Here is a 20,402-nt window from a genome sequence, read left to right as displayed (position 1 = left end):
AGAAAATTTCCCTCAGAGGATGTATATTTATAACTATCGTGCCTTTGATTTGTATCAGAAACCGGTTATCAGTCTCGCTATATTAGGGGATGAACGAGTAAATTGGCGACCAGATTCCTATAATTATACTATCGCTGGTTGGTTGTGAAGTCAGCCTCAAATTCCCAACGGTTAAATTACTGGACTATGAGGAAAGCTGGTCAGAACTAGAAACAAGTAGCAATCCCTTTGCTATAATAGCCATGGCACACCTGAAAACAAAAGCGACTACTGGGAAGCTGCCAGAACGGGAACAGTGGAAGTGGAGATTAATCAGGGGATTATATGAAAAGGAGTTCGAGAGGGAACAAATAATTAAATTATTTGAAATCATCGACAATATGATGACTTTATCCACTAAATTGCAGTCAAGTTTAGAGAGTAAAATTAAACAATTTGAGGAGGAAAGAACCATGCCTTTAATGAGTAATATGGAGTTACGAGGAAGGAAAATTGGTGAGGAAATTGGGGAGTTACGAGGAATAGAACGCGGTAAGGAAATTGGTAAGGAAATCGGTAAGGAAATTGGTAAGGAAATTGGCAAGGAAATTGGCGCGTTAGAAAAGGCTCGTAACTATATTAAAACGGTGCTGAAAACGCGATTGGGTGACATTCCAATAGACATTGAGCAAGCTGTGGATAAAATTTCTGTATTATCGATTTTAGACGAGTTACTGAAATTGGCATTAACCGTTAATTCTTTTGATGAGTTGCATCAACTTTTATAACAATAGTCTCAGTAATTTTCTCGATTAAATCAACTAAACAGAGGAAAAATGGTCAGAACTAGAAGCAAGCAGTAATCCCCTTTGCTATAATCGTGATGGCACATGAAAACGAGGACAAGTAATTATACTAAATCCGTTGAGTATAATAGGCTACTTAGGGTCTGCTGAAAAGGTTTTTCCTGGTGGCAGGGTGTGGGGTGTAGGGTTTTACCGATTTTGTTCGTACCTCACCATTAGGATAACTGCTGTAACTGAAATAACCGACTAATGAAAAAGATGATATTGACTTTATTAGCTTTGCTTTTAGTTGCTAACATGAATAGCCAAGGAGTTTTAGCAGTGACGCTCGATTTTCAATGGTCGGGAAATCAAGGTTATACAGCTAAAGGTTCTTTTAGTTATGATGAAAAAACGGCCCCGACTATCTTTTCGGAAAAAGGTTCGGGAAAAATGCGAGTTTTAGAAGATTTTCGGGTATCTTTTTATGATAACAGTGGTCAAGAGATCGCTAAATACGATAATGTCAGCGAGGGAATTTCCTCGGCTAATTATTTTCAGTTTAATTTTAATACCAAAACCGGTCAAGTTTTCGGCTCGATCGATCTAGGGGGTGAAGGGATGGGGGAAATCTATCTTCAAGGGGTGGTTAACGATAATTTGGCACTCTTGCGGGTGGAGTCGGCAGATCTGGTCATGGATGAGGATGATTCACCAGAAATTATCACTCAGTTTTAACTAAATCGATCGGGAAAATAGGGATCATCCTAGCCTAATTTTTCTGCTAATTCTAACCAGCGATCGGTTAAATTATCAATTTTTTGACTTAATTGAGCTAATTCTTCGGTCAGAGCGGTTATTTTGGTAAAATCTTCTAGGGGTTTTCCATAAAGTACCTGTTCAATTTCAGCTTTTTTGGCTTCTAAAATTGGTATTTGTTTTTCGATATCTTCGTATTCTTTTTTCTCTTTAAAAGAGATTTTTTTATTGACGGGTGACGGAGAAGCTTTAACAGTTTTTGGGGTGACTTTTTTTTCTTTCGGTTCCTCCTCCTCTTTTTTCTGATCGAGATAAAGGGAATAATTACCTGGATATTGACGGATATTACCCCCGGTTTCAAAGGCAAAAATAGTATCAACTACTCGATCGAGAAAATAGCGATCATGGGAAACAACAATCACACAACCGTTAAAGTCCTCTAAATATTCTTCCAAAATTGCTAAAGTCTGCACATCGAGATCATTGGTGGGTTCATCTAAGATTAAAACATTAGGCGCACTCATCAAAACTCGTAGTAAAAATAAGCGTCGTCTTTCCCCTCCAGAAAGTTTATAAATTGGTGCATACTGTTGATCGGGAGGAAAGAGAAATTTTTCTAACATCTGGGAAGCGGTAATCACGCTGCCGTCTAGGGTTTTGACTAATTCGGCTACACTTTTCAGATATTCGATCACTCTTTGATTTTCGTTGATATTGAGATCATCGGATTGTTGATCGAAGTAACCAATATGAATAGTGGAACCGATGTCAACCGTGCCGGAATCTGGGAGAGTTTTCCCGGTAATAATATCCATGAGAGTAGATTTTCCTACCCCGTTACTGCCAATAATACCGATGCGATCTTCAGGGGTAAAAATATAGGTAAAATCTTTAATTAAAGTGCGATCTCCGTAAGCTTTCGAGATATTTTCTACTTCAATAACTTTTTTGCCGATGCGTCTTCCTGCGGTGGCAATATCGACTTTTCCCTCCACCTGTTTAAATTCCTTATTACCCATTGCCTGAATGCGATCGATCCGCGCTTTTTGTTTGGTACTGCGCGCTTTTGGTCCCCGGGATAACCATTCTAATTCCCGTCGTAAAACTCCCGCGTGTTTGCGTTGACTACTGGCGATCGATTCTTCCGCTAAAGCTTTTTTTTCTAGATAATAGGCATAATTACCGGCATAAGTAGATAAGTCTCCCCGATCGATTTCAATGATGCGATTAGTCACTCGATCGAGAAAATAGCGATCGTGAGTAATTAATAATAATCCTCCCCGAAAACGGGACAAATAACTCTGTAACCACTCCACGGAAAGTGCGTCTAAATGGTTGGTGGGTTCATCCATCAACAAACAGTCAGGATCGGCTAAAAGTGCGGTAGCGATGGCGATTCTTTTGCGATATCCCCCCGATAAATCTCCCACGCGAGCATTAAAATTATCGATGCCCAGTTTACTTAAAATAACTTTAGCATTTGTTTCTAAATCCCAGGCGGCAAGTTTATCAATTTGTTGCGAAACCCTTGACAAACGTTCCATAATAGTATCCAGATTTTCTGGCTCATGGACAAGGCGATCGGACAATTCCTCGTATTCCTTAATTAAAGTCATGCTTTCGCCACTATCGGCGAAAACCTGCTCTAAAACCGTTTTATCGTCGTCTAGATTGGGTTGCTGGGGTAAATAGACGATTTTCATCCCCGAATTGATTTGAATTTCGCCACCATCGATCGATTCTAAACCGGCGATCATTTTCAATAGGGTCGATTTTCCCGATCCATTCGTACCGATCAGGCCGACTTTATCGCGATCATCGAGGCTAAAACTGGCATCTTTGAGAATTTCCTTGATACCGAAGTCTTTTTTGAGCGATCGAACCGTCAGCAGTGTCATGATTTCTGGGAATAATCCTTCTTTTCTAGTGTAATGTCTGGACTAATGCAAAGGATAGATTAAGCAGGTTCTGCTGAAAAAGTTTTTCCCGAGGAAAAAAAACCTGTCCCTAATGCCGATGTTAACCAGAAAAGGGACAGATTGGCTCAATTGCATGAGATTATTTTGACGGGCCAGAGGGCATCAGGAATTACATCATACCCATGCCACCCATGCCACCCATGCCGCCCATGCCACCCATGCCGCCCATGCCGCCCATATCGGGGGCTGCGGTTTCTTTAACGGGTTTTTCGACCACGAGGGCTTCCGTAGTTAAGACCATGCCGGCGATAGAAGCGGCGTTTTGAACGGCTGACCGTACTACTTTAGCGGGATCGATAATTCCGGCGGCGATTAAGTCTTCGTACTTGCCGGTGAGGACATTGTAACCAACGGTAAAAGCGGTTTCGCGCACACCTTCCACGATCACATCCCCTTCCACACCGGCGTTATTAGCCAACTGACGCAGGGGTGCTTCTAGGGCTTTAGCGACGATATCGGCGGCGACTTTTTCCTCATCGTTAGTGAGAGAAGCCTTATAGCCGGCGACTTTCGAGGCCAGGTGAATCAAGGTTGTACCACCGCCCGGGACGATACCTTCTTCTACGGCGGCTTTGGTGGCGTTGAGGGCATCTTCGATGCGGAGTTTACGATCCTTGAGTTCGGTTTCTGTGGCTGCCCCGACTTTAATCACGGCCACACCGCCGGCTAATTTAGCGATGCGTTCCTGTAATTTTTCCTTATCGAATTCGGAATCGGTTTCTTCTAACTGTTTTTTCAGTTGGGCGAGACGTTTCTGCACATCGGCTTTATTGCGGCTGTCTCCGGAGGCGACAATAATTGTATTGTCTTTTTCTAGGGTAATTTTTGCCGCTTGCCCCAGCAGATCGAGGCTAACCGTGTCAAGACTTAAGCCCACTTCTTCGGAAATCAGACGACCGCCGGTGAGGATGGCGATATCTTGTAAAACCGCCTTGCGACGTTCCCCAAAACTGGGGGCTTTGATGGCGACGACATTTAAGACACCCCGGGCCTTGTTGACCACTAGAGTGGCTAAGGCTTCGCCGTCCACATCTTCGGCGATAATTAATAGGGGACGACCTTGACGAGCAACGGCTTCGAGGACGGGTACTAATTCAGCGATCGCACTGATTTTTTTATCGGTAATCAGGATCAGGGGGTTGTCGTACTCGACGATCTGTCTTTCTTGATCGGTGATGAAATAGGGAGAGATATAACCGCGATCGATCTGCATCCCTTCCACTACTTCTAATTCGGTGGTTAGGGATTTCGATTCTTCGACGGTGATTACGCCATCGGTGGTGACTTTTTCCATGGCGGTGGCGATCATTTGTCCCACTTCTTCATCGTTGCCGGAAGAAACGGTGGCCACTTGAGCGATCGCATCTCCAGCGATCGGTTTAGCGACGGCGGCGATTTCTTCCACCAGATAGGCGATGGTTTTGTCTAGTCCGCGTCTTAAGGCGACGGGATTGGCCCCGGCGGTAACGTTTTTCAGACCTTCTTTAATTAAAGCTTGGGCGATGATGGTGGCGGTAGTGGTGCCATCTCCCGCTAAATCTTTGGTTTTTGACGCTACTTCCTGAATTAATCTCGCCCCGGTGTTTTCGAGGGGATCGGACAATTCGATTTCTTTGGCGACGGTGATGCCGTCATTAACGATCTGGGGGGCGCCGTATTTCTTTTCTAACAAGACATTGCGTCCTTTCGGACCGAGGGTGATTTTTACCGCATCGGCCAAGGCGTTGACACCTTTTTCTAGGGCGCGACGGGATTCATCTTTAAAGGCAATGATTTTGGACATGGTATCGCTGTTGTGATAGGACTCCTTTAGTTAATTTAGCACTCTTAGGGCTTGAGTGCTAAATTAGGCGATCGACTCCCCTCCGATCCCTGAACCGACAAGCGCGATCGTTTTCGTTGCCCTAGCTGGAGAGATGAGTTAGTCGCAATCTATTTTTGGCCTTAAAAAATGGGATCTGGGAAAGTGAGCGATGTTAACTTGCATAATTTAAGATGAAGATGCCGACAGCCTAACCAGATCGATGATAACCAAGCTAACCCTGAGAAATTTCAAGAGTATCAAGGAACAAACCTACGAGTTTGTCCCCTTCGATCTCTTAGTTGGACGGAATAACAGTGGTAAAAGCACCATCTTACAGGCTTTAGCGATCTGGCAGTTCTGTATTGAGGAGTTCCGACGGGCGAAACGGAGCGGAACGACCGGCAAACAAGTTGTCCTTCCCAACTTTACAGCCCTTCCCGTTCCGGAATTTAATCTTTTGTGGCGGGAGAAGACCGAGCGCCACTATCCAACAAAAGCAGATGGTTCCAAAAAGCAAGAGTTTATTCTCATTGAAATTGATGTTACTTGGATAGCGGAATCTTCTGGGCCAGAACCACGCTCTTTGGGGGTTAAACTACGATATAGTTCTCCTCAAACTATCTACGCAATTCCTTCGGAAGGATGGGAACATTTCCGTGAATTAGAAGGAGAGTCAAATCACTCCCCTTCTTTTTTACCTATTATTGCTTACGTTCCGCCCTTTTCGGGATTAGAACCCAACGAAGAATGGCGTGATGACGGACCGCTGCGAAAACAAGTGGGAAAAGCGCAGCCCGGAAGTATATTAAGAAATTTACTGCTGCGAGTTTGGCAAGAAAATCGAGAGGATTGGCGTGAAATTAAAAAGGTTGTCAAAAACTGGTTTAACGTTGATTTAAAAGACCCTCAATACGAACGAGGAGTGGACACCCAAATAATCTGCGAATATAAACAGGGGGGCAAATCCTACGACATTATATCTGCTGGCAGCGGTTTCCATCAAACCTTAACCTTGTTGGCATTTTTTTATGGTTATAAACCTACTACTATCTTACTGGATGAACCCGATGCTCATCTTCATGTTAACTTGCAAAGAGAGATTCTAGATTATTTTAAAAATAAAAAGGCGATCGAGAGAAATACTCAATTTCTTATTGCCACCCACGCAGAAGAGTTTATTAGAGGGGTTGACGTTCGGCAAATTATCTCATTACTTGATAGAATTCCTAAAAGAGTGGAAGCTACACCAGCGATTTTAACAGCGATGGCCGATGTTTCTAACTTAGAGATAACAGAGCTTTCGGAACGTAATTATCCCGTTATTTTGTATGTTGAAGGAGAAACAGATGGGCGTCTTTTACGAGGTTTTGCCACTTCTTTAGGAAAGCAGGATAAATTGAATCAGGTTTGTTGTCGGGTTATGGGAGGCGGCAATAAGAAGAAAATGAAAGAAGATTCTGATCGTCATTTTAACGGGATTAAACAAATAATTCCATTAGCGAAAAGGTTGGTATTGTTTGATTATGATGATGACGATCAGGCCTTCCACCCAGAAGCAAATGATCCGAAGCAATCATTATATGAATGGCGACGAAAAAATATTGAGAATTATTTATTAGTTCCCGATGCTTGGATGAGAGCAGCTCAACAAACCGGCGGTTTTAACGACCAAGATATTTTTTTCTCTTCAGTTACAAAAATAATTAGGGAGTTTTTTGATAACGAAAATCTTACCCTGCCTCCAAAGCAATCTTGGAGAGATGTCAAGGCCAATATTTTTAAAGTTGTGGATGGGAAAAAGCTATTGTTTGAAAATAAGGACTCTCTTTTTCAAAGGCTTAAATCTCATCAACTTCCTTTAGAATCTGTTCCATCTTTAGAATTGACCCGTGAAATCGTCGCCACTAATATGAAATCTGATGAAATTCATGAAGATGTTCATCAATTCTTTGCTAAGTTGGATCAACTTCTGAGTTAAGCAAAATTGTTAAGTAGGGAGGCACAATTATTTGTAGGATGGGTTAGCGGTAGCGTAACATGAGCTTTTGTGATAGGACTCCTTATAGTTAATTTAGCACTCTTAGGGCTTGAGTGCTAATCCCGGTGTGCGGTTATTGAGGAGATAAGGGTGTTATCTCCCCACGGCAGACTGAATTGAGTTAAAAAAATAAAAATTTATCAAGATTTATGAATAAATGCAGAAAATTAATGATAACTATTGTAGCATCGGGAAAATAATCGAATTTTAGCCCATTTTCGCCTTTTTTTAGGAGAAGACAACCATGATTAATCTGAATCCTGCTATCGAACAAAAAATTAATCAATTTATTCTAGAAACCCAAAATAAATTTAGTCAGGATAAATCAGCTACCCTTGCTAGTTACCAAATAGAAGCCACAAATATCACTCAAGAGACTCAGAATTTAAGAGATGAACTTAATCAAAAACTAGGTGAATTAACTTTTTCAGACCCTTTACCTAGCAGAGAAGAATTAGAAAAACAAATAATAGCTCATACAGATCAGCTTGTGGAGACAATAACCTTATTATCTACTGGCAAAAGTTCAGAAATTCCTCTTGATACTTTCAGCCAAGAAAATGATAGTTTAGTTACAACAATTACGACTCTATTCGCTGCTAATGCTAACGTTCCAAACTTGCCAAAAATTAAGGAAAAGCTAACTGCTTGGCAAACAAAAGTTAAAGATACTTTGGTTGAATTTTCCACCACTGTGGAATTACAACAGAAAAATGAGTATTTGATTGCTGAACTGAGGGATAACTTATCCAAATATAGTTCAGTAGATGAACAATTTGAAAAGTTAATTAAGGAATTTAAAGATAATTTTGCACAGCTACAAGAAGCAAGTGTTTTATTTAAAAGTTTAGACGATTTAATCAATGAAATTCAAGCTAGAGATGAGGTGATCAAACTAAATCAAAGAATTGATATTTTGCTGGAAAAAACCAAAGAACAAGTAGCGGGATTCCCTCAAGAATTAGACCGGGAAGTACAGGCAGAATTAGCCAGATTAATTGAAATACTAGGGATAGCGCAGGTAGAACTCATGAACATTTCAAAACCTTGGGATATCATGCAAGTAAAGTCGGTGGTAGATGCCGGAGAAATTGCGATTAAATCTTTAATAGGTAAACCTAATATTATTCTGGCACAAAAATTACGCTATGCCGCTAGAACGGGATTAAGAAAAACCCAGACAGGTTTTTGGACTCGTCTAGCCGAATTCAGAGATAATCTGTTCCATTCTTTCAAAATACCTACAAAAGTTTTAATTGGATTAGTGTTAGCTCTCCCTTTGAATTGGGGTATTATGAACTCCCTTCCAGTGAAGGATTTACTTATGTCTTTACCTCCAATCAATACTGAGGGTAAAAGTAACCAAAATACTGAAGACAAAGACGGAAATTTTAGACTCTTGATATTGATATTGATGACAGGCACTTTAGGGGGAGCAGTTAGTCTTCTAACTCGTTTGCAAGATTTTGATGATCCCAAAAACCAAAAATATGACGATGACCTCTTGCCACTTATAATTGGTCTAACTAAGCCGATTTTAGGGGGAAGTTTTGCTTTCTTTATTCTGCTAATTCTTAACTCTAATATTTCTCCCTTAGAAATTCGGGGTGGCACTGAAGATAATCGGAATGGCATCTATTTATATGGACTTTTAACAATGGCTTTTGTGGCTGGATTTAGCGAACGTCTTATTCCCGATTTGATTAATCAAGTAGAGAAAAAAGTAACTGTAGAGGCTAGTTCTACTGGACGGGGACTACCTCCAGCGATTTTGATCGCTCCGTCTAGCGCAACTTTAGCATTAAATGGAATCCAAGAATTTATCATTAATCCCGTTGGTAACTACACCATCACAATCTCACCGCCAGGCAGCGGTACAATCAATCAAACCAAAACCACTGAAAAATTTACTTACACTGCACCCCCACAAGGAAATGATGGGGATAAAATTACTATTACTGCCACTTCTGATTCCGGACAAACTGCCAAGGCTACTGTCACTTTGACTGCATAAAAAAAGACCAAGAGAGCCTTCTAGTTTGACAAAAAAGGATAAGTAGGTAGGTGTTAAAAGTTGTCAGACACCCCCCTTATTAAGTAGGGCAGGGGGGATCCCCCCGCCTATCGGCACCCCCCTTAATAAGGGGGGCAGGGGGGATCCCCCCGCCTATCGGCACCCCCCTTAATAAGGGGGGCAGAGGCAAAATCTATCTTCAATTTAATTATAACTACTTACTTAACTCCGATTAACTCGATTTCGGGTTAATGGGAATAGCCAATGCTTGAACTTGAATTTTTTTTAACTCGGAAACTAATCGAATCGCCTGCTGTTCGTAGAGGGGAGCGCCCAGGGTCGCTGGCAAATTTTCCATGAGATCGCTGGCGGTTTTCAGGGAACAATTAGAAAAACGACTGATTACGGTGGGTGCTTCTGCGGCAATATTGCGATTAAAGGCTTTTTCCACCCGCACGCGCCAAGTTTTGGGAGTGCGACGACCCTGTTCCACCCGTCGCAGTCCGTTGATGGTGGCCAGCACCACAATGCGATCGCCGATGTGTAAATTGAGATAATCTTCGGGCATTAATTTCGGGGCTTGCCGTTCTCGTTGGTGTAGGATCGGCACGACTCGATAACCGTAGGCAATATCCCCGATCGAGCTACCATTGAGAGTATCTCCAGCTTCGATCTCGTATTCCGTCACCAGAATCGTTTTTTGCGCCCAACGGAACAGATAGATGATATTTTCTCCGAAAGCCGCTCCCGTAAAGGCTTCTGCCGCTACGGTGTTGGTTCCTAAAATGTGAGAGCGGGGCAGAATTTGACTTAATTGTTGACTAAGGTTGTCGTCGGTGGTGCGGATGACTAAGTAGCTTTGGGGGTTGAGTTTGCGGGTGGTTAGGGCCACTTCTAAATTGAGGATTTCGTCATCAGTAACAATCGCTATACTTTTGGCCCTATCTAAATTGACATTTTTTAAAGATTCTTCGATATTTCCCGTCATCAGGGGCATTTTTGGCAGGATAGTCGCATCAAAATCCCTATTTAAGCTGACCCCGACGATCGCCTGTTGCATTTCTAGTAATAAATTAGCCACTTCTTTGCCGACTCGACCTAAGCCCACAATAACTATATGATTCTGTTGGGGAACTGGGGGACGGTTAGGGATAAATTGAAATCTTGATGATAATAAAGTTTCTGTCAAAATAGCGTAGAGAACCCCGATAAAAGCGGTTCCAGCTAAGGTTAAAAAGAGACTAAATAGCTGCATCCACCAGGGAACTGCATTTAAATCTTCGGGGTTAGAGGCACCGAAAACATCACCGTAACCACCTAATAAAAGAATCGCCGTTCCTGAAAGAGCGGAAATAAAGGAAGCTCTCGGGGCGTAGAGATGGAAAAGAAAAGTCCCGATCATTACCAGCAGGATAATGATAAATACTGACAGGAAAGCCACCCGGTGAATTTGCTGCTGAAAACTCAATTGCCAGAATTGTTGGGTTTCTTTGCCTAATTTTTGCCAAAAATGCCGCAACTTCTGGCGAGAATTTGACGGTTTCTGGCGGGTAGCATCGATATTTTGATAGGTAGTTTCGATGGTGGTAATTGTATCACCGGCCCGGATAGTGGTGCTGGGAGACCATTGATAAAATCCGGCCCTTAAAGGTTCATCGGGGGCTGTGTGTGCTAATAGACGACGGGTGGGGGTATTTAAATCACCTAAAAAGCGATCGAGTAAACCATCTTCGGGGCTAATTTGTCTCTGGATAATCCGCAATTTCTGACCGTCGAGATGCAAAAAACCGAGGGTTTCTGTGCCTAATGTGGCTAAAGCAAAAGCATTGGCGGGTAGTTGGGTGGGTTCATAGGCGATAAAATTGCCTAAACGTTCCTTAAGTAGCTGATTGAGATTATCTTTAGAAGAACGCACCACTAAGCGGGTAAGAGGATTTAATTGCCGAATAATTAGGGCAGTGGTGGCATTAATTCGCTCATCACTGGTGACAATTAAAGCAGCCCGACAGCGATCGATTCCCGCTCTTGCTAAAATGTTTTTTTGACGACAATCACCGATAATTATTTCCTCTAATAAATCGGGAAAATCGTTAATTTCCCAACTGGGAGGCTGTATTAGTTCGATACCGACAACGCTAACCCCAAACTCTTTTAAAGACTTGACGCAGTGTTGTCCGAGACTACCCAATCCACACACTAAAAAGCGATCGGCTAACTTGACATTCCCATGGACAAAGCTGAGAGATTCTTGGTTCATAGATTCTGCTTGTCTTAAAAAATAGAATGCTTTTTCAAACTTCTGATCCCCCCCTTAATCCCCCTTTAATCTACCCTTAATTTTCTTTTAACTAAGGGGGGTATTAGACAATTTTTAACACCTACCTCATTATAACATACCAGCGTTTTTATTGCGTACCCGTTGATACATTTCTTCCATATTTAATTGGGAAGCAACGAAGTAATAAACTCCAGCAATATGTTTACAGGGATTTTCCCAATCGGGACAAGAACAATTGGTTCAGCTTTTTTCTGAGGGAAAACCCTAAATAGTGATTTCAGCTTTCATCGACTTGACTTTTAAACTAACTTCGGGATGAGATTGCTTGAATCTCGCTTGATAAACCTGAACATTGGTTCCAGCTTTTGGTACTCTAGAAGCGACAATATAGCATTCTTTTTTAGATTTTTTATGTCTTTCTTGTAAGTAAGAATGATTTAGAGTTGACAATAATTGATCATAAGCTTGTTCAATATTTTTACCCTTGAGTTCAATATAAAGAGCCAAGCTACAGGGATAATCAATTTCTAAAAGCCAGTCGCATCTTTTTCCCTCGATAATTAAACAATTATCTATTTTTATCTTAGTAATTAATTTCTGACTATTATTATTGACGATGAATTCTTTCCCATTTTCCTTAACTTTGACTATTTTATTCTTATTGCATTCAGAACAGTGACTAATATCCATTATTGTTGAGCCTTTCTTTCTAAGATTTCTTCAAACTCTTGACTAAGTTCATCGGAGACAGCATCGAGGTTATTGATACCAATCAAGTTCACCTCTGTATCTAAGATACTTTGAGTTTGTCCGTTGCTAATTGTGTAGGCTGACACATCTTGGAATTGAATAGTATTTTTATAACCTAAAGATTTTTCCGCTTTGACAGGCTCAACGTTAGCCGCCATGATTTTATTATTCAAAGCTGTGAGAATGTAGGGACTATGGGTAGTAAGAAAAAAACGACAATTTTTATTAGCATAAAGTAGGGTAAATAGTTCTACCATATCTCTTTGAGCGGAGGGAAAAAGATGGGTTTCGGGTTCCTCAATAAAGAATTGATTAGATTCGTGAGGGGCAAAAAAGGGGAAAACTAAGAGAATTAATAACATTGGTAAGGCTTCTTGTTGTCCGCTTGAAGCATCAATTAAGTTAATCTTTCTCCCATCGGCATGATAAAGCCAATCTTGATCTTTCTCGCGCGCATAGCTGCCTGATAGAATCTTTTCGCTAATTAATTTAATTTGATCATAAAGTTTTTTATCATCTTTTTTATCTTGGAATAAACTTTCTGATTCATTAATTATTCTGTATAGGCGTTGAGCATTTTCATAATTAGAACCAAAGTTAATAATGAGAGGATCAAGATCAAAATTATTAGCTAAAAAGGCAAAAATATTATTGGTAAAGTATTTAACAAACAGAGTGCGACTAGCTGGTACAAATAAAATCTTTGTAGAAAAAAAATTTTCATTGCCTTGAAAAAAATCAGCAATATTTCTGGCCACACAATCATTCATATATGAATAAATATCTTGAGTGACTATATTGTTATTGCTTTTGGCAATTTTACTCACTTGTCTAATTGTTGTATTGTAAAACTTTTTAAAATTATCTGAATAGGTAAATTGTAGTTTTAAATAGCCAGATTTGTCCTTATATCTTTCAATAAAAAAGTTCATGTTATCCAAACGATAAACTATTTTAAATACTTGCTCTTTCCATGCGTATTTAGGAAATAATTCCTCAAATCGCTTCTGTATGTGCCTTTTGAGTCCTTGCTGATCTTGAAGATTAGTGACTAATAATTTAACTTGATAAAACAAAAATGTCTGAAATAAAAAAACTAATTTAGCAATAATACTTTTACCGGTGGACTGTTCACCGATGATAACATTAATTTTTTTAATCTCTATTTCCGCATACTTAATAATCAGAAAATTTTCAATAGTTAAGGATTCCATTGTGTCTCTCTTATGTCCAGTCTCATAACAATACTAGCAGGTTAGGGGTAGATTTTCAATTACTGTCAGTTGTTAACCTGTTTATTCTAATCTACCCTCCTATGGATAGATACCTAAGTCAAAAAGTCAGCAATTTAGCTACAGCGTTTCTGATCAAGATAAAGTGTAACCTAATTTGGCATCGGGACTGACTCCTGACTCCCCAAAGGGAAAACTTATATTTTTTTAAAGTATCCCTGCATTTTTATTGCGTACCCGTTGATACATTTCTTCCATTACTTCGATAAAGGAGGTATCCTTATCCCAAAATGCAGGATAATCACCAGCTTTTTTAATAACAATTGCGGGAATAGTTGCGGATTTAACTAACTGAGGATTTTCTGGTAAACGGTGATGAGAGTGCCAAAATTCTTTGAGATCAATTGTTTCTGCTGCTGGTATAGTTTCGGGTTTAGTGTGATAGGAGGTAACGGGGTTAAGAGGAATTTTTTCCTCTTGGATGGAGGAGGAAAGCAGCTTACCGAGGGGAGTTTTTGCTAACTCTTGCAGTAATTTTTGACGAGAGATACCCCGTAATTCAAATAAGAGGAAAGGATCCTGATCTAATTGGGAAGCAACGAGGTAATAAACTCCAGCAATATGTTTACAGGGATTTTCCCAATCGGGACAGGAACAATTGGTGATAAAATCCTTTTGATTGTGGGGTAATAAGTGCAGATTCAGATCGCTAAATGCTTCATCAATATTATCGGGAACTTCTTTGAGCAGCAGTTTAGAGATCATACTCGCTCTTGAACCAAGATTATATAAAGCTTGTGACCACTCTGCTTTAGTAATTGGTTTAATCTCGATACTCACCTTATACAAAGGTTCTTTATAAACTCCAAAGTAGGGATTAATGGAACCTCGCACCTGAGCAGTAATTAAATTACCGTCAATTTCGTAATTCTTGACTTTATCATTTTTAGCGTAGGAACGTCCTCGACTCAAACGCGCTGAGTCGGTAAATTCCTCTAATGCTTCTATAAAGCGTTGTCCCCACCAAGTTTTACTAAATTTATTCATAGGTTTACCTCGATTAAATAATTGTCTGTTTATTCAATGCGATTAACTGACGAAAACTTTCGTTATCTAATTCCGTTAACCAGGATTCATCATTACTAACAATAGCATTAGCTACCTTTTTCTTTTCCTCGATCATTTCATCAATTCTTTCCTCTAAGGTTCCCAAAGTGACAAATTTATGCACGAAAACATTTTTCTGTTGACCAATTCTAAAAGCGCGATCGGTGGCTTGATTTTCCACCGCAGGATTCCACCAACGATCAAAGTGAAAAACATGATTTGCTTTGGTTAAAGTAATCCCAACTCCCCCAGCTTTTAGGGATAAAATAAATACGGAAGGTTCTGTTTCGGGATGTTGAAATTCTTCGATCATTTGTTCTCGTTTTGGTTGAGAAGTCCCCCCGTGAAGATAATAAGTATTATAGCGAAAAGTTTGTTTGAGGTACTTTTGTAAGGAGTCACCGATTTCAGTAAATTGAGTGAAAATTAGCAGACTATCTCCCTCTAAAATTACTTCTTCTAGCATTTCTCCCAAACGCTCTAACTTATGCGATCGCTCAGGGGTAAAAGCGCTGTTATCCTGTAAAAATTGACGGGGATGATTACAAATTTGTTTCAAGCGCATCAGGGTAGATAAAATTAATCCCTTGCGTTTTATTCCCTCTGCTTCTTCTAATTGTTTTTCCACTTCTTTGATAACAACTTCGTAGAGAGAAGCTTGTTCTTTAGTTAAATTACAATACTGTTTGTTTTCCACTTTATCAGGCAAATCTTTAATTATCTGCTTATCGGTTTTTACCCGACGCAGAATAAAAGGTTCCACTAATTTTTTGAGAACCGTGGACTGGAGACGATCATTTTGTTTTTGGATTGGCACTTCAAAAGCTTTACGAAATTGAGTTTCTTTACCTAAATAATCAGGGTTAAGGAAGTTAAAAATTGACCATAAATCAAGCAGTCTATTTTCTACTGGAGTTCCCGTTAATGCGAGACGATGTTGTGCAGATAAACTCAAGATTGCTTTAGTTTGTGCCGCTTTAGGATTTTTGATATTTTGTGCTTCATCAATTACTAAACGTTGCCAAGATTGCGAGTTAAATAATTTCAAGTCCTTGCGAACTAAGGTAAAAGAAGTAATGACGATATCCTTGTGACTAGCTACTGTCTGAAATTCGTTCTCATCTTGATAGCGCTTACTACCATGGTGAATTAAAACCTGAAGATGGGGGGCAAATTTTTCAATTTCTTTTGCCCAATTTCCCACCACGGAAGTGGGTGCAACTAGCAGAGTTGGTAAAACATTATTATCTCCCTCTCTTTCCCCAATCAATCTAGCAATTACTTGTAGGGTTTTTCCCAGTCCCATATCGTCAGCAAGACAACCATTTAACCCCAATTGTTCTAGGTATTGAATCCAGGCAACTCCGCGCTTTTGGTACTCCCGCAGCGTTCCTTGTAATTGGGGAGGATTTTCGATCGGTTCTAGTTGACTAGGATTTTGTAATTTCTCTAGCATAGAACCCAAAAAATCATCGGTTTCAACAATAATTTCTTCTGGGTATTCGGCAGCTTTTTTAATTAATTCAATCAGATTCATCTCAGGATTTTCCTGCTGATATTTCTGCCAAAAATCCAGCATTTGCTGCATTTTATTTTGTTCTAATTCTACCCATTGACCTCGAAATTTAACTAAGGGTGTTTTGGTGTTAATTAATTGTTGCCATTCCTCTTGACTAATAGTTTCTTCACCGATGGCTAATTCATATTGATATTCAATGATGTTTTCGAGGCTAAAAATCCCTTTACTAACGGGGGTAGATTTGCCTGATTTAGACGTAGTTTTTAGCCGAACTTTCGCCCGTTGACGGCCTTCGGGAGTCCACCAAGCGGGAATAATTACCTTATATCCCGCATCTTCTAAAATCCAAGCAGTTTCTTTTAAGAAAGTAAAAGCTTCTGTAAGGTTGAGATAAAATCCCGTCGGTTTATCCGTTTCTAATCCTTGCCAAATGGGGGGATAAATACGGGCAGCATAACCCAAACTTAGTAAAATATTTTTGTCTAAATCTTGACCAAAATGCGCTCGTATGCTTGTTCTAGTTTCGGGTACTGCATACCAATATTCGTCTAATTCTAATCGCAGGGAGGGGTCTTGTTTAGAGATGAGGATAAAAGTAATTTGCCACTGTTCAATATTATTTTCTGGGGCCTCCGTTAGTTTAAAACCAAGGCTAAAACTAGATATATTTTGGTCTCCTAGTAATTGCTGTCTCCAAGTTTGCCACTGTTGATATTTTTCTAAAGCGGCAGCAGTTTGCAGAAATCCGGCAGTTTTAGTCACAGAGAAGCAATCACCTATAATTGTTTCGCTAATTTTTTTATCAAAACTGGCAGGAATTGCCGTATTAGTGACAATTTCATTGAGGAGACATTCGGAGAAGTGCCGGAGTAGGGTTTTGGGATCGTATAATTGTGGTGAAGCATGGGGATTTTCAGCACCAGCAAGACAAATGCGGGGAAGATATTCGAGATAGCGATCGAGATTGGTTTCGTAGGTTGCTGATATAATTTCCCAAAGAGGATAGATAGCAAAGTTAGCGGTTTTCTGGTTATTTTTGGCTAATTCTCGATATTTAAAGGCAGGAATATAGTTATCTTTGAGAATTATTTCTTTAAAAGCTTGACTGTAGTGATACCAAAAAAGTAAATCTGCACCTAACTGAATCTCTGAGGAGTTGTAAAGACAGATAAAATGCAGATCATTGAGCAGTTTAAGTACAGGATTAAGGGGATAACAATCAATTTGCCAAGATTGCCATTGGCTATTTTCTGGGGGTTCTTTTTCTAGATAACGCAGTAATTCTAAGGAGGGTAAAGGTTGATTATCCAGGCTAGGTAAAAGAAAGTAGCGGGGGACAAATTGCCGACTAAGAGGATTATAATTCGATTGAACTATTCCTAATTCTCCGGTGAGAAAGCTAGTTAATTCTTCTTTGCTTAACTGAAAAGGATGATAATTATCAGCAGTGGTGCGACTCTTTTTCGGGGTGCTAGTTTCTCCCCAAAGATAAAAGCTACCCTTCTGAATAAATTCGTCCGTTGATTGAGGAATCCAAGTACCGTGAAGAATTTTCATGGTTTTTAATAAGTACAAAAGAACTTAAATGAGGGCAACATTTAGCCTCTAGAAAAATTGTAGCGATTATGGGAGGATTCTCGACACTTTCTTATTTTTATCCCTTTGGGAACCCAAAAGTCCTCTGGATAAGAGAAAAAGGTTAATAGCGCTTCTAGGACAAAAAACCATTGAGAAGACGTGATCGGCGGTTTTTTGAGCTTAAAGCTTATCCCTATATGGGTTTAAAGCTATTTTTGTTCTAGGTTTTGTTGAGGTTCCACTAAGAAGGATGGCTAATTATAGCAATTCCCCAAAATCTGGCTACAGAAGTTCGATCCCCCTGCCTTCGTCTCCCTTAAAATGGGAAAAAGGGGAAAAGGGGAACTTAAATTCGATAATTCGATCTGTAGTTTTTATGGTTGAGAATTGGTATTAATTCACTTTTACCCAAATACTGCGGAAATATTTTTCGGGACTATTTTTATCGATAATATCTTTACAGGGAGTATCACCAACTCGCCTGATTGTACCATCATCGCTTAAAATCTGAAAGCGATCTTGGAAATGGGGATCAAACAACAAAGCTTCTGGACGAAAACCGTCAGGGAATTGCAGTGATTCTATCTTTTCTGGTGCATCTTCTTTTTTTCCTGACCAAGTATATACAACAAATTGATCGCCTCCATGAAATTCTCCGGCAATAATTAAATATACTTCTAAAGCTGGCCAAAATTCAATGCTACGAATTCCTAATCCTCCCAAATCTAGCAGGATAGGATCACCAAATTCAGCTTTAGCCGTGGTTGAATTAGTAACTAAACTCTTGGGATTTTTTAGGGGTAATAAAAGAGCTTTACCGTTGGGGACAGGATTACGAAAACCAATTAAGATATTCCCGTCTGGAGTTGCCGTTAAACCTTCAATATTTAATCCTCCTTCAGCTTTGGGAGCTTTGGTTTCTGCTGTTTTGAAGTCAAATATTTTAGCCAATTGAGAGTCTTCGATGATATCGCGCAATACTAACTGAGTATAAGACTCACCCACTTGAACTATACTAGAGCCGTCATCGGTAATTTTACTAGCAAAAAATTGATGACGAGGGAGTTTTCGTTCAGCACTTTTATTGCGACCGTGGGAAGTAATCCAATAGATTATGTCATTGAGTACAGTTACCCCTTCTAAGTCAATTTCTCTGTTTTTAGGATTGTTTTTTAGCCAACTATTAATGTCAATGGTTTCCAGCACTTTTCCCGACTCTTGAGAGGAATAAATCCAGAGAAAATTACCTAATTCTGGATCCGTCTCATCATTACCAACAACAAATTTATTTTCTCCTAAAGCAATGGCCGCAGAAGCATCACAAATTCCTTGATGTTTGATTTCTTGGACAATAGAAAATTTGAGAGATTGCATGATTGTATTCTCCTTATTAACTGGAAAAGTGAGGATTGGGAAAATTGTCGGCAATAAAAGACAAAAAGACAAGAAATTACTAGAAGAAAAGTAAGAAATAACTTGTTTTAGAATCGGCTAAAACATGGTAAGATGGTGTACCTAATTATTTATTTCTTAGTATTAGGTGATATGGGTTTACCCGTATTACGCACATTGATAAGCTTCCCTAAAACATCAAACCAAAAAGGTGCGCCCATCGCCACGGCTACTCCTGTCATTAGCCAGCCAAAGATAGCTTGCCAGCCATTTTGTTCTTTTATTTGTTCACCATTAAACCATCCTTTTTCATTCCAACCAAGCGGCAAAGGTTGATTAATTTTTTCTAAGTCCTTGACACTGGCTTGTAATTTTTCTGTACATTCAGCCACTTTGTTAGGATCACCTTTAGCATCTTTAAAACAAGATTCATTAGTTTTAACAACTTCTGTTGCTAACTGATTAATTCCCTGTCTTAAATTGGGATTTTTGGATAATTGCTCAATGACATAAAAACTGTCAATATTGAGCAAAGCAGCCGCTAAGAAACCAAAAGCAAAAGATACCCCCTTGGCATTTCTTTTATATACTCCCGATGTTCGCTCCATAATTTGAGTAAAAGTGTTGGCTATTTCATCAACAAAATTCTCCAGAGTTGGATTGTCATGTTTGAGTTTGGTGCTATAACCTATTTCTATCAATCTGTCAATAGCTAATTCGTCTATTTTAGAGAAATCGGAAATACTAGCTAATTTCTTAAAAATTCCTGTTTTTTCTTCAACAAGATTTTTTCCTAAAAAATCCGCTTTCAATAATTTTTCATTATCTGAAAGTTGACTATTAACTAGACTAATTAGAGACTCTGCCAAAACCTTTGGTTCAACATAGGAAGGACCTGCTGAGTTTCCAGTTATAGGATTAGTGTATTGATTGAAACTTGATAATAACGAGTCATTGTTGTACAAAGATTTGATCGTCTTTTTTCCCAAGAATATTTCTAGGGCTTGTTTTAAATTTTTAGCCCGAAATTCTAGCAAGGCAGCCAATTGTTCCTGTAATTCGGAGATAATAAGGCTGGAAGCTAAGTAGATAAAAATTAGAGCAACAATAATTTCGAGAAGGGTTCCTAGGTTCATTTTTAAGACCTCACTATTGATTTTACAAGTTTTTGTTTTTAGTTATGACCAA

12 protein-coding genes and 2 pseudogenes are annotated in these 20,402 nt (G+C 39.6%); 4 read left to right on the top strand and 10 right to left on the bottom strand.

The features are described from left to right. Both O9324_RS14420 and O9324_RS14415 read left to right on the top strand, forming a co-directional pair. Nucleotides 1-767, top strand: a pseudogene (locus O9324_RS14420) (hypothetical protein); the annotation flags it as partial. A 267-nt stretch (nt 768-1,034) separates the two neighbouring features. After that, the gene (locus O9324_RS14415; RefSeq protein ID WP_288140531.1) at nt 1,035-1,502 is read left to right on the top strand and encodes a hypothetical protein; all 468 of its coding nucleotides are present in this window, start codon (nt 1,035-1,037) and stop codon (nt 1,500-1,502) included. Nucleotides 1,503-1,531: 29 nt separating this feature from the next. Here O9324_RS14415 and O9324_RS14410 read toward each other — a convergent pair whose 3' ends face one another. Together O9324_RS14410 and groL are read right to left on the bottom strand one after the other, a co-directional pair. Beyond that, nucleotides 1,532-3,421 carry an ABC-F family ATP-binding cassette domain-containing protein gene (locus O9324_RS14410; RefSeq protein WP_288140530.1) on the bottom strand — a complete coding sequence of 630 codons (1,890 nt, stop codon included), beginning with the start codon at nt 3,419-3,421 and terminating at the stop codon, nt 1,532-1,534. Nucleotides 3,422-3,611: 190 nt separating this feature from the next. Continuing rightward, nucleotides 3,612-5,285 carry a chaperonin GroEL gene (groL, locus tag O9324_RS14405; protein ID WP_288140529.1) on the bottom strand — a complete coding sequence of 558 codons (1,674 nt, stop codon included), beginning with the start codon at nt 5,283-5,285 and terminating at the stop codon, nt 3,612-3,614. Between the two features lie 241 nt (nt 5,286-5,526). On the opposite strand from groL, the gene O9324_RS14400 reads away from it, so the two are divergent. Beyond that, on the top strand, nt 5,527-7,284 hold the full coding sequence (locus O9324_RS14400; RefSeq protein ID WP_288140528.1) for an ATP-dependent nuclease: 1,758 nt from the start codon (nt 5,527-5,529) through the stop codon (nt 7,282-7,284). Nucleotides 7,285-7,588: 304 nt separating this feature from the next. Beyond that, complete coding sequence (locus tag O9324_RS14395) at nt 7,589-9,358, top strand: hypothetical protein (protein WP_288140527.1); 1,770 nt, start codon at nt 7,589-7,591, stop codon at nt 9,356-9,358. A gap of 232 nt (nt 9,359-9,590) precedes the next feature. On the opposite strand, the gene O9324_RS14390 is transcribed toward O9324_RS14395, so the two are convergent. The 8 genes and pseudogenes from O9324_RS14390 to O9324_RS14355 form a co-directional block, all read right to left on the bottom strand. Further along, nucleotides 9,591-11,615: a potassium channel family protein gene (locus O9324_RS14390; protein ID WP_288140526.1), complete on the bottom strand. Its 2,025-nt coding sequence runs from the start codon at nt 11,613-11,615 to the stop codon at nt 9,591-9,593. A 174-nt stretch (nt 11,616-11,789) separates the two neighbouring features. Beyond that, nucleotides 11,790-11,876 (bottom strand): annotated as a pseudogene (locus tag O9324_RS14385) (SWIM zinc finger family protein); the annotation flags it as partial. 24 nt (nt 11,877-11,900) lie between these two features. Continuing rightward, the gene (locus tag O9324_RS14380) at nt 11,901-12,326 is read right to left on the bottom strand and encodes a hypothetical protein (protein WP_287628707.1); all 426 of its coding nucleotides are present in this window, start codon (nt 12,324-12,326) and stop codon (nt 11,901-11,903) included. Beyond that, complete coding sequence (locus O9324_RS14375) at nt 12,326-13,600, bottom strand: AAA family ATPase (protein WP_288140525.1); 1,275 nt, start codon at nt 13,598-13,600, stop codon at nt 12,326-12,328. The genes O9324_RS14380 and O9324_RS14375 overlap by 1 nt, the downstream gene beginning before the upstream one ends. Before the next feature lie 225 nt (nt 13,601-13,825). Continuing rightward, nucleotides 13,826-14,665, bottom strand: coding sequence for an SWIM zinc finger family protein (locus tag O9324_RS14370; RefSeq protein ID WP_288140524.1), 840 nt, complete (start codon nt 14,663-14,665; stop codon nt 13,826-13,828). Between the two features lie 13 nt (nt 14,666-14,678). Continuing rightward, the gene (locus tag O9324_RS14365; protein ID WP_288140523.1) at nt 14,679-17,801 is read right to left on the bottom strand and encodes a DEAD/DEAH box helicase; all 3,123 of its coding nucleotides are present in this window, start codon (nt 17,799-17,801) and stop codon (nt 14,679-14,681) included. 414 nt (nt 17,802-18,215) lie between these two features. Beyond that, on the bottom strand, nt 18,216-19,196 hold the full coding sequence (locus tag O9324_RS14360; protein WP_288140522.1) for a DUF3616 domain-containing protein: 981 nt from the start codon (nt 19,194-19,196) through the stop codon (nt 18,216-18,218). Between the two features lie 149 nt (nt 19,197-19,345). Beyond that, entirely contained in the window at nt 19,346-20,350 is a 1,005-nt protein-coding gene (locus O9324_RS14355; RefSeq protein WP_288140521.1) for a hypothetical protein, read from the bottom strand. Nucleotides 20,351-20,402: the final 52 nt, after the last annotated feature.

Source organism: Microcystis sp. LE19-84.1B, assembly GCF_027531875.1.
Taxonomy (GTDB): domain Bacteria; phylum Cyanobacteriota; class Cyanobacteriia; order Cyanobacteriales; family Microcystaceae; genus Microcystis; species Microcystis panniformis.
This window is presented reverse-complemented; position numbering and strand designations above follow the sequence as displayed.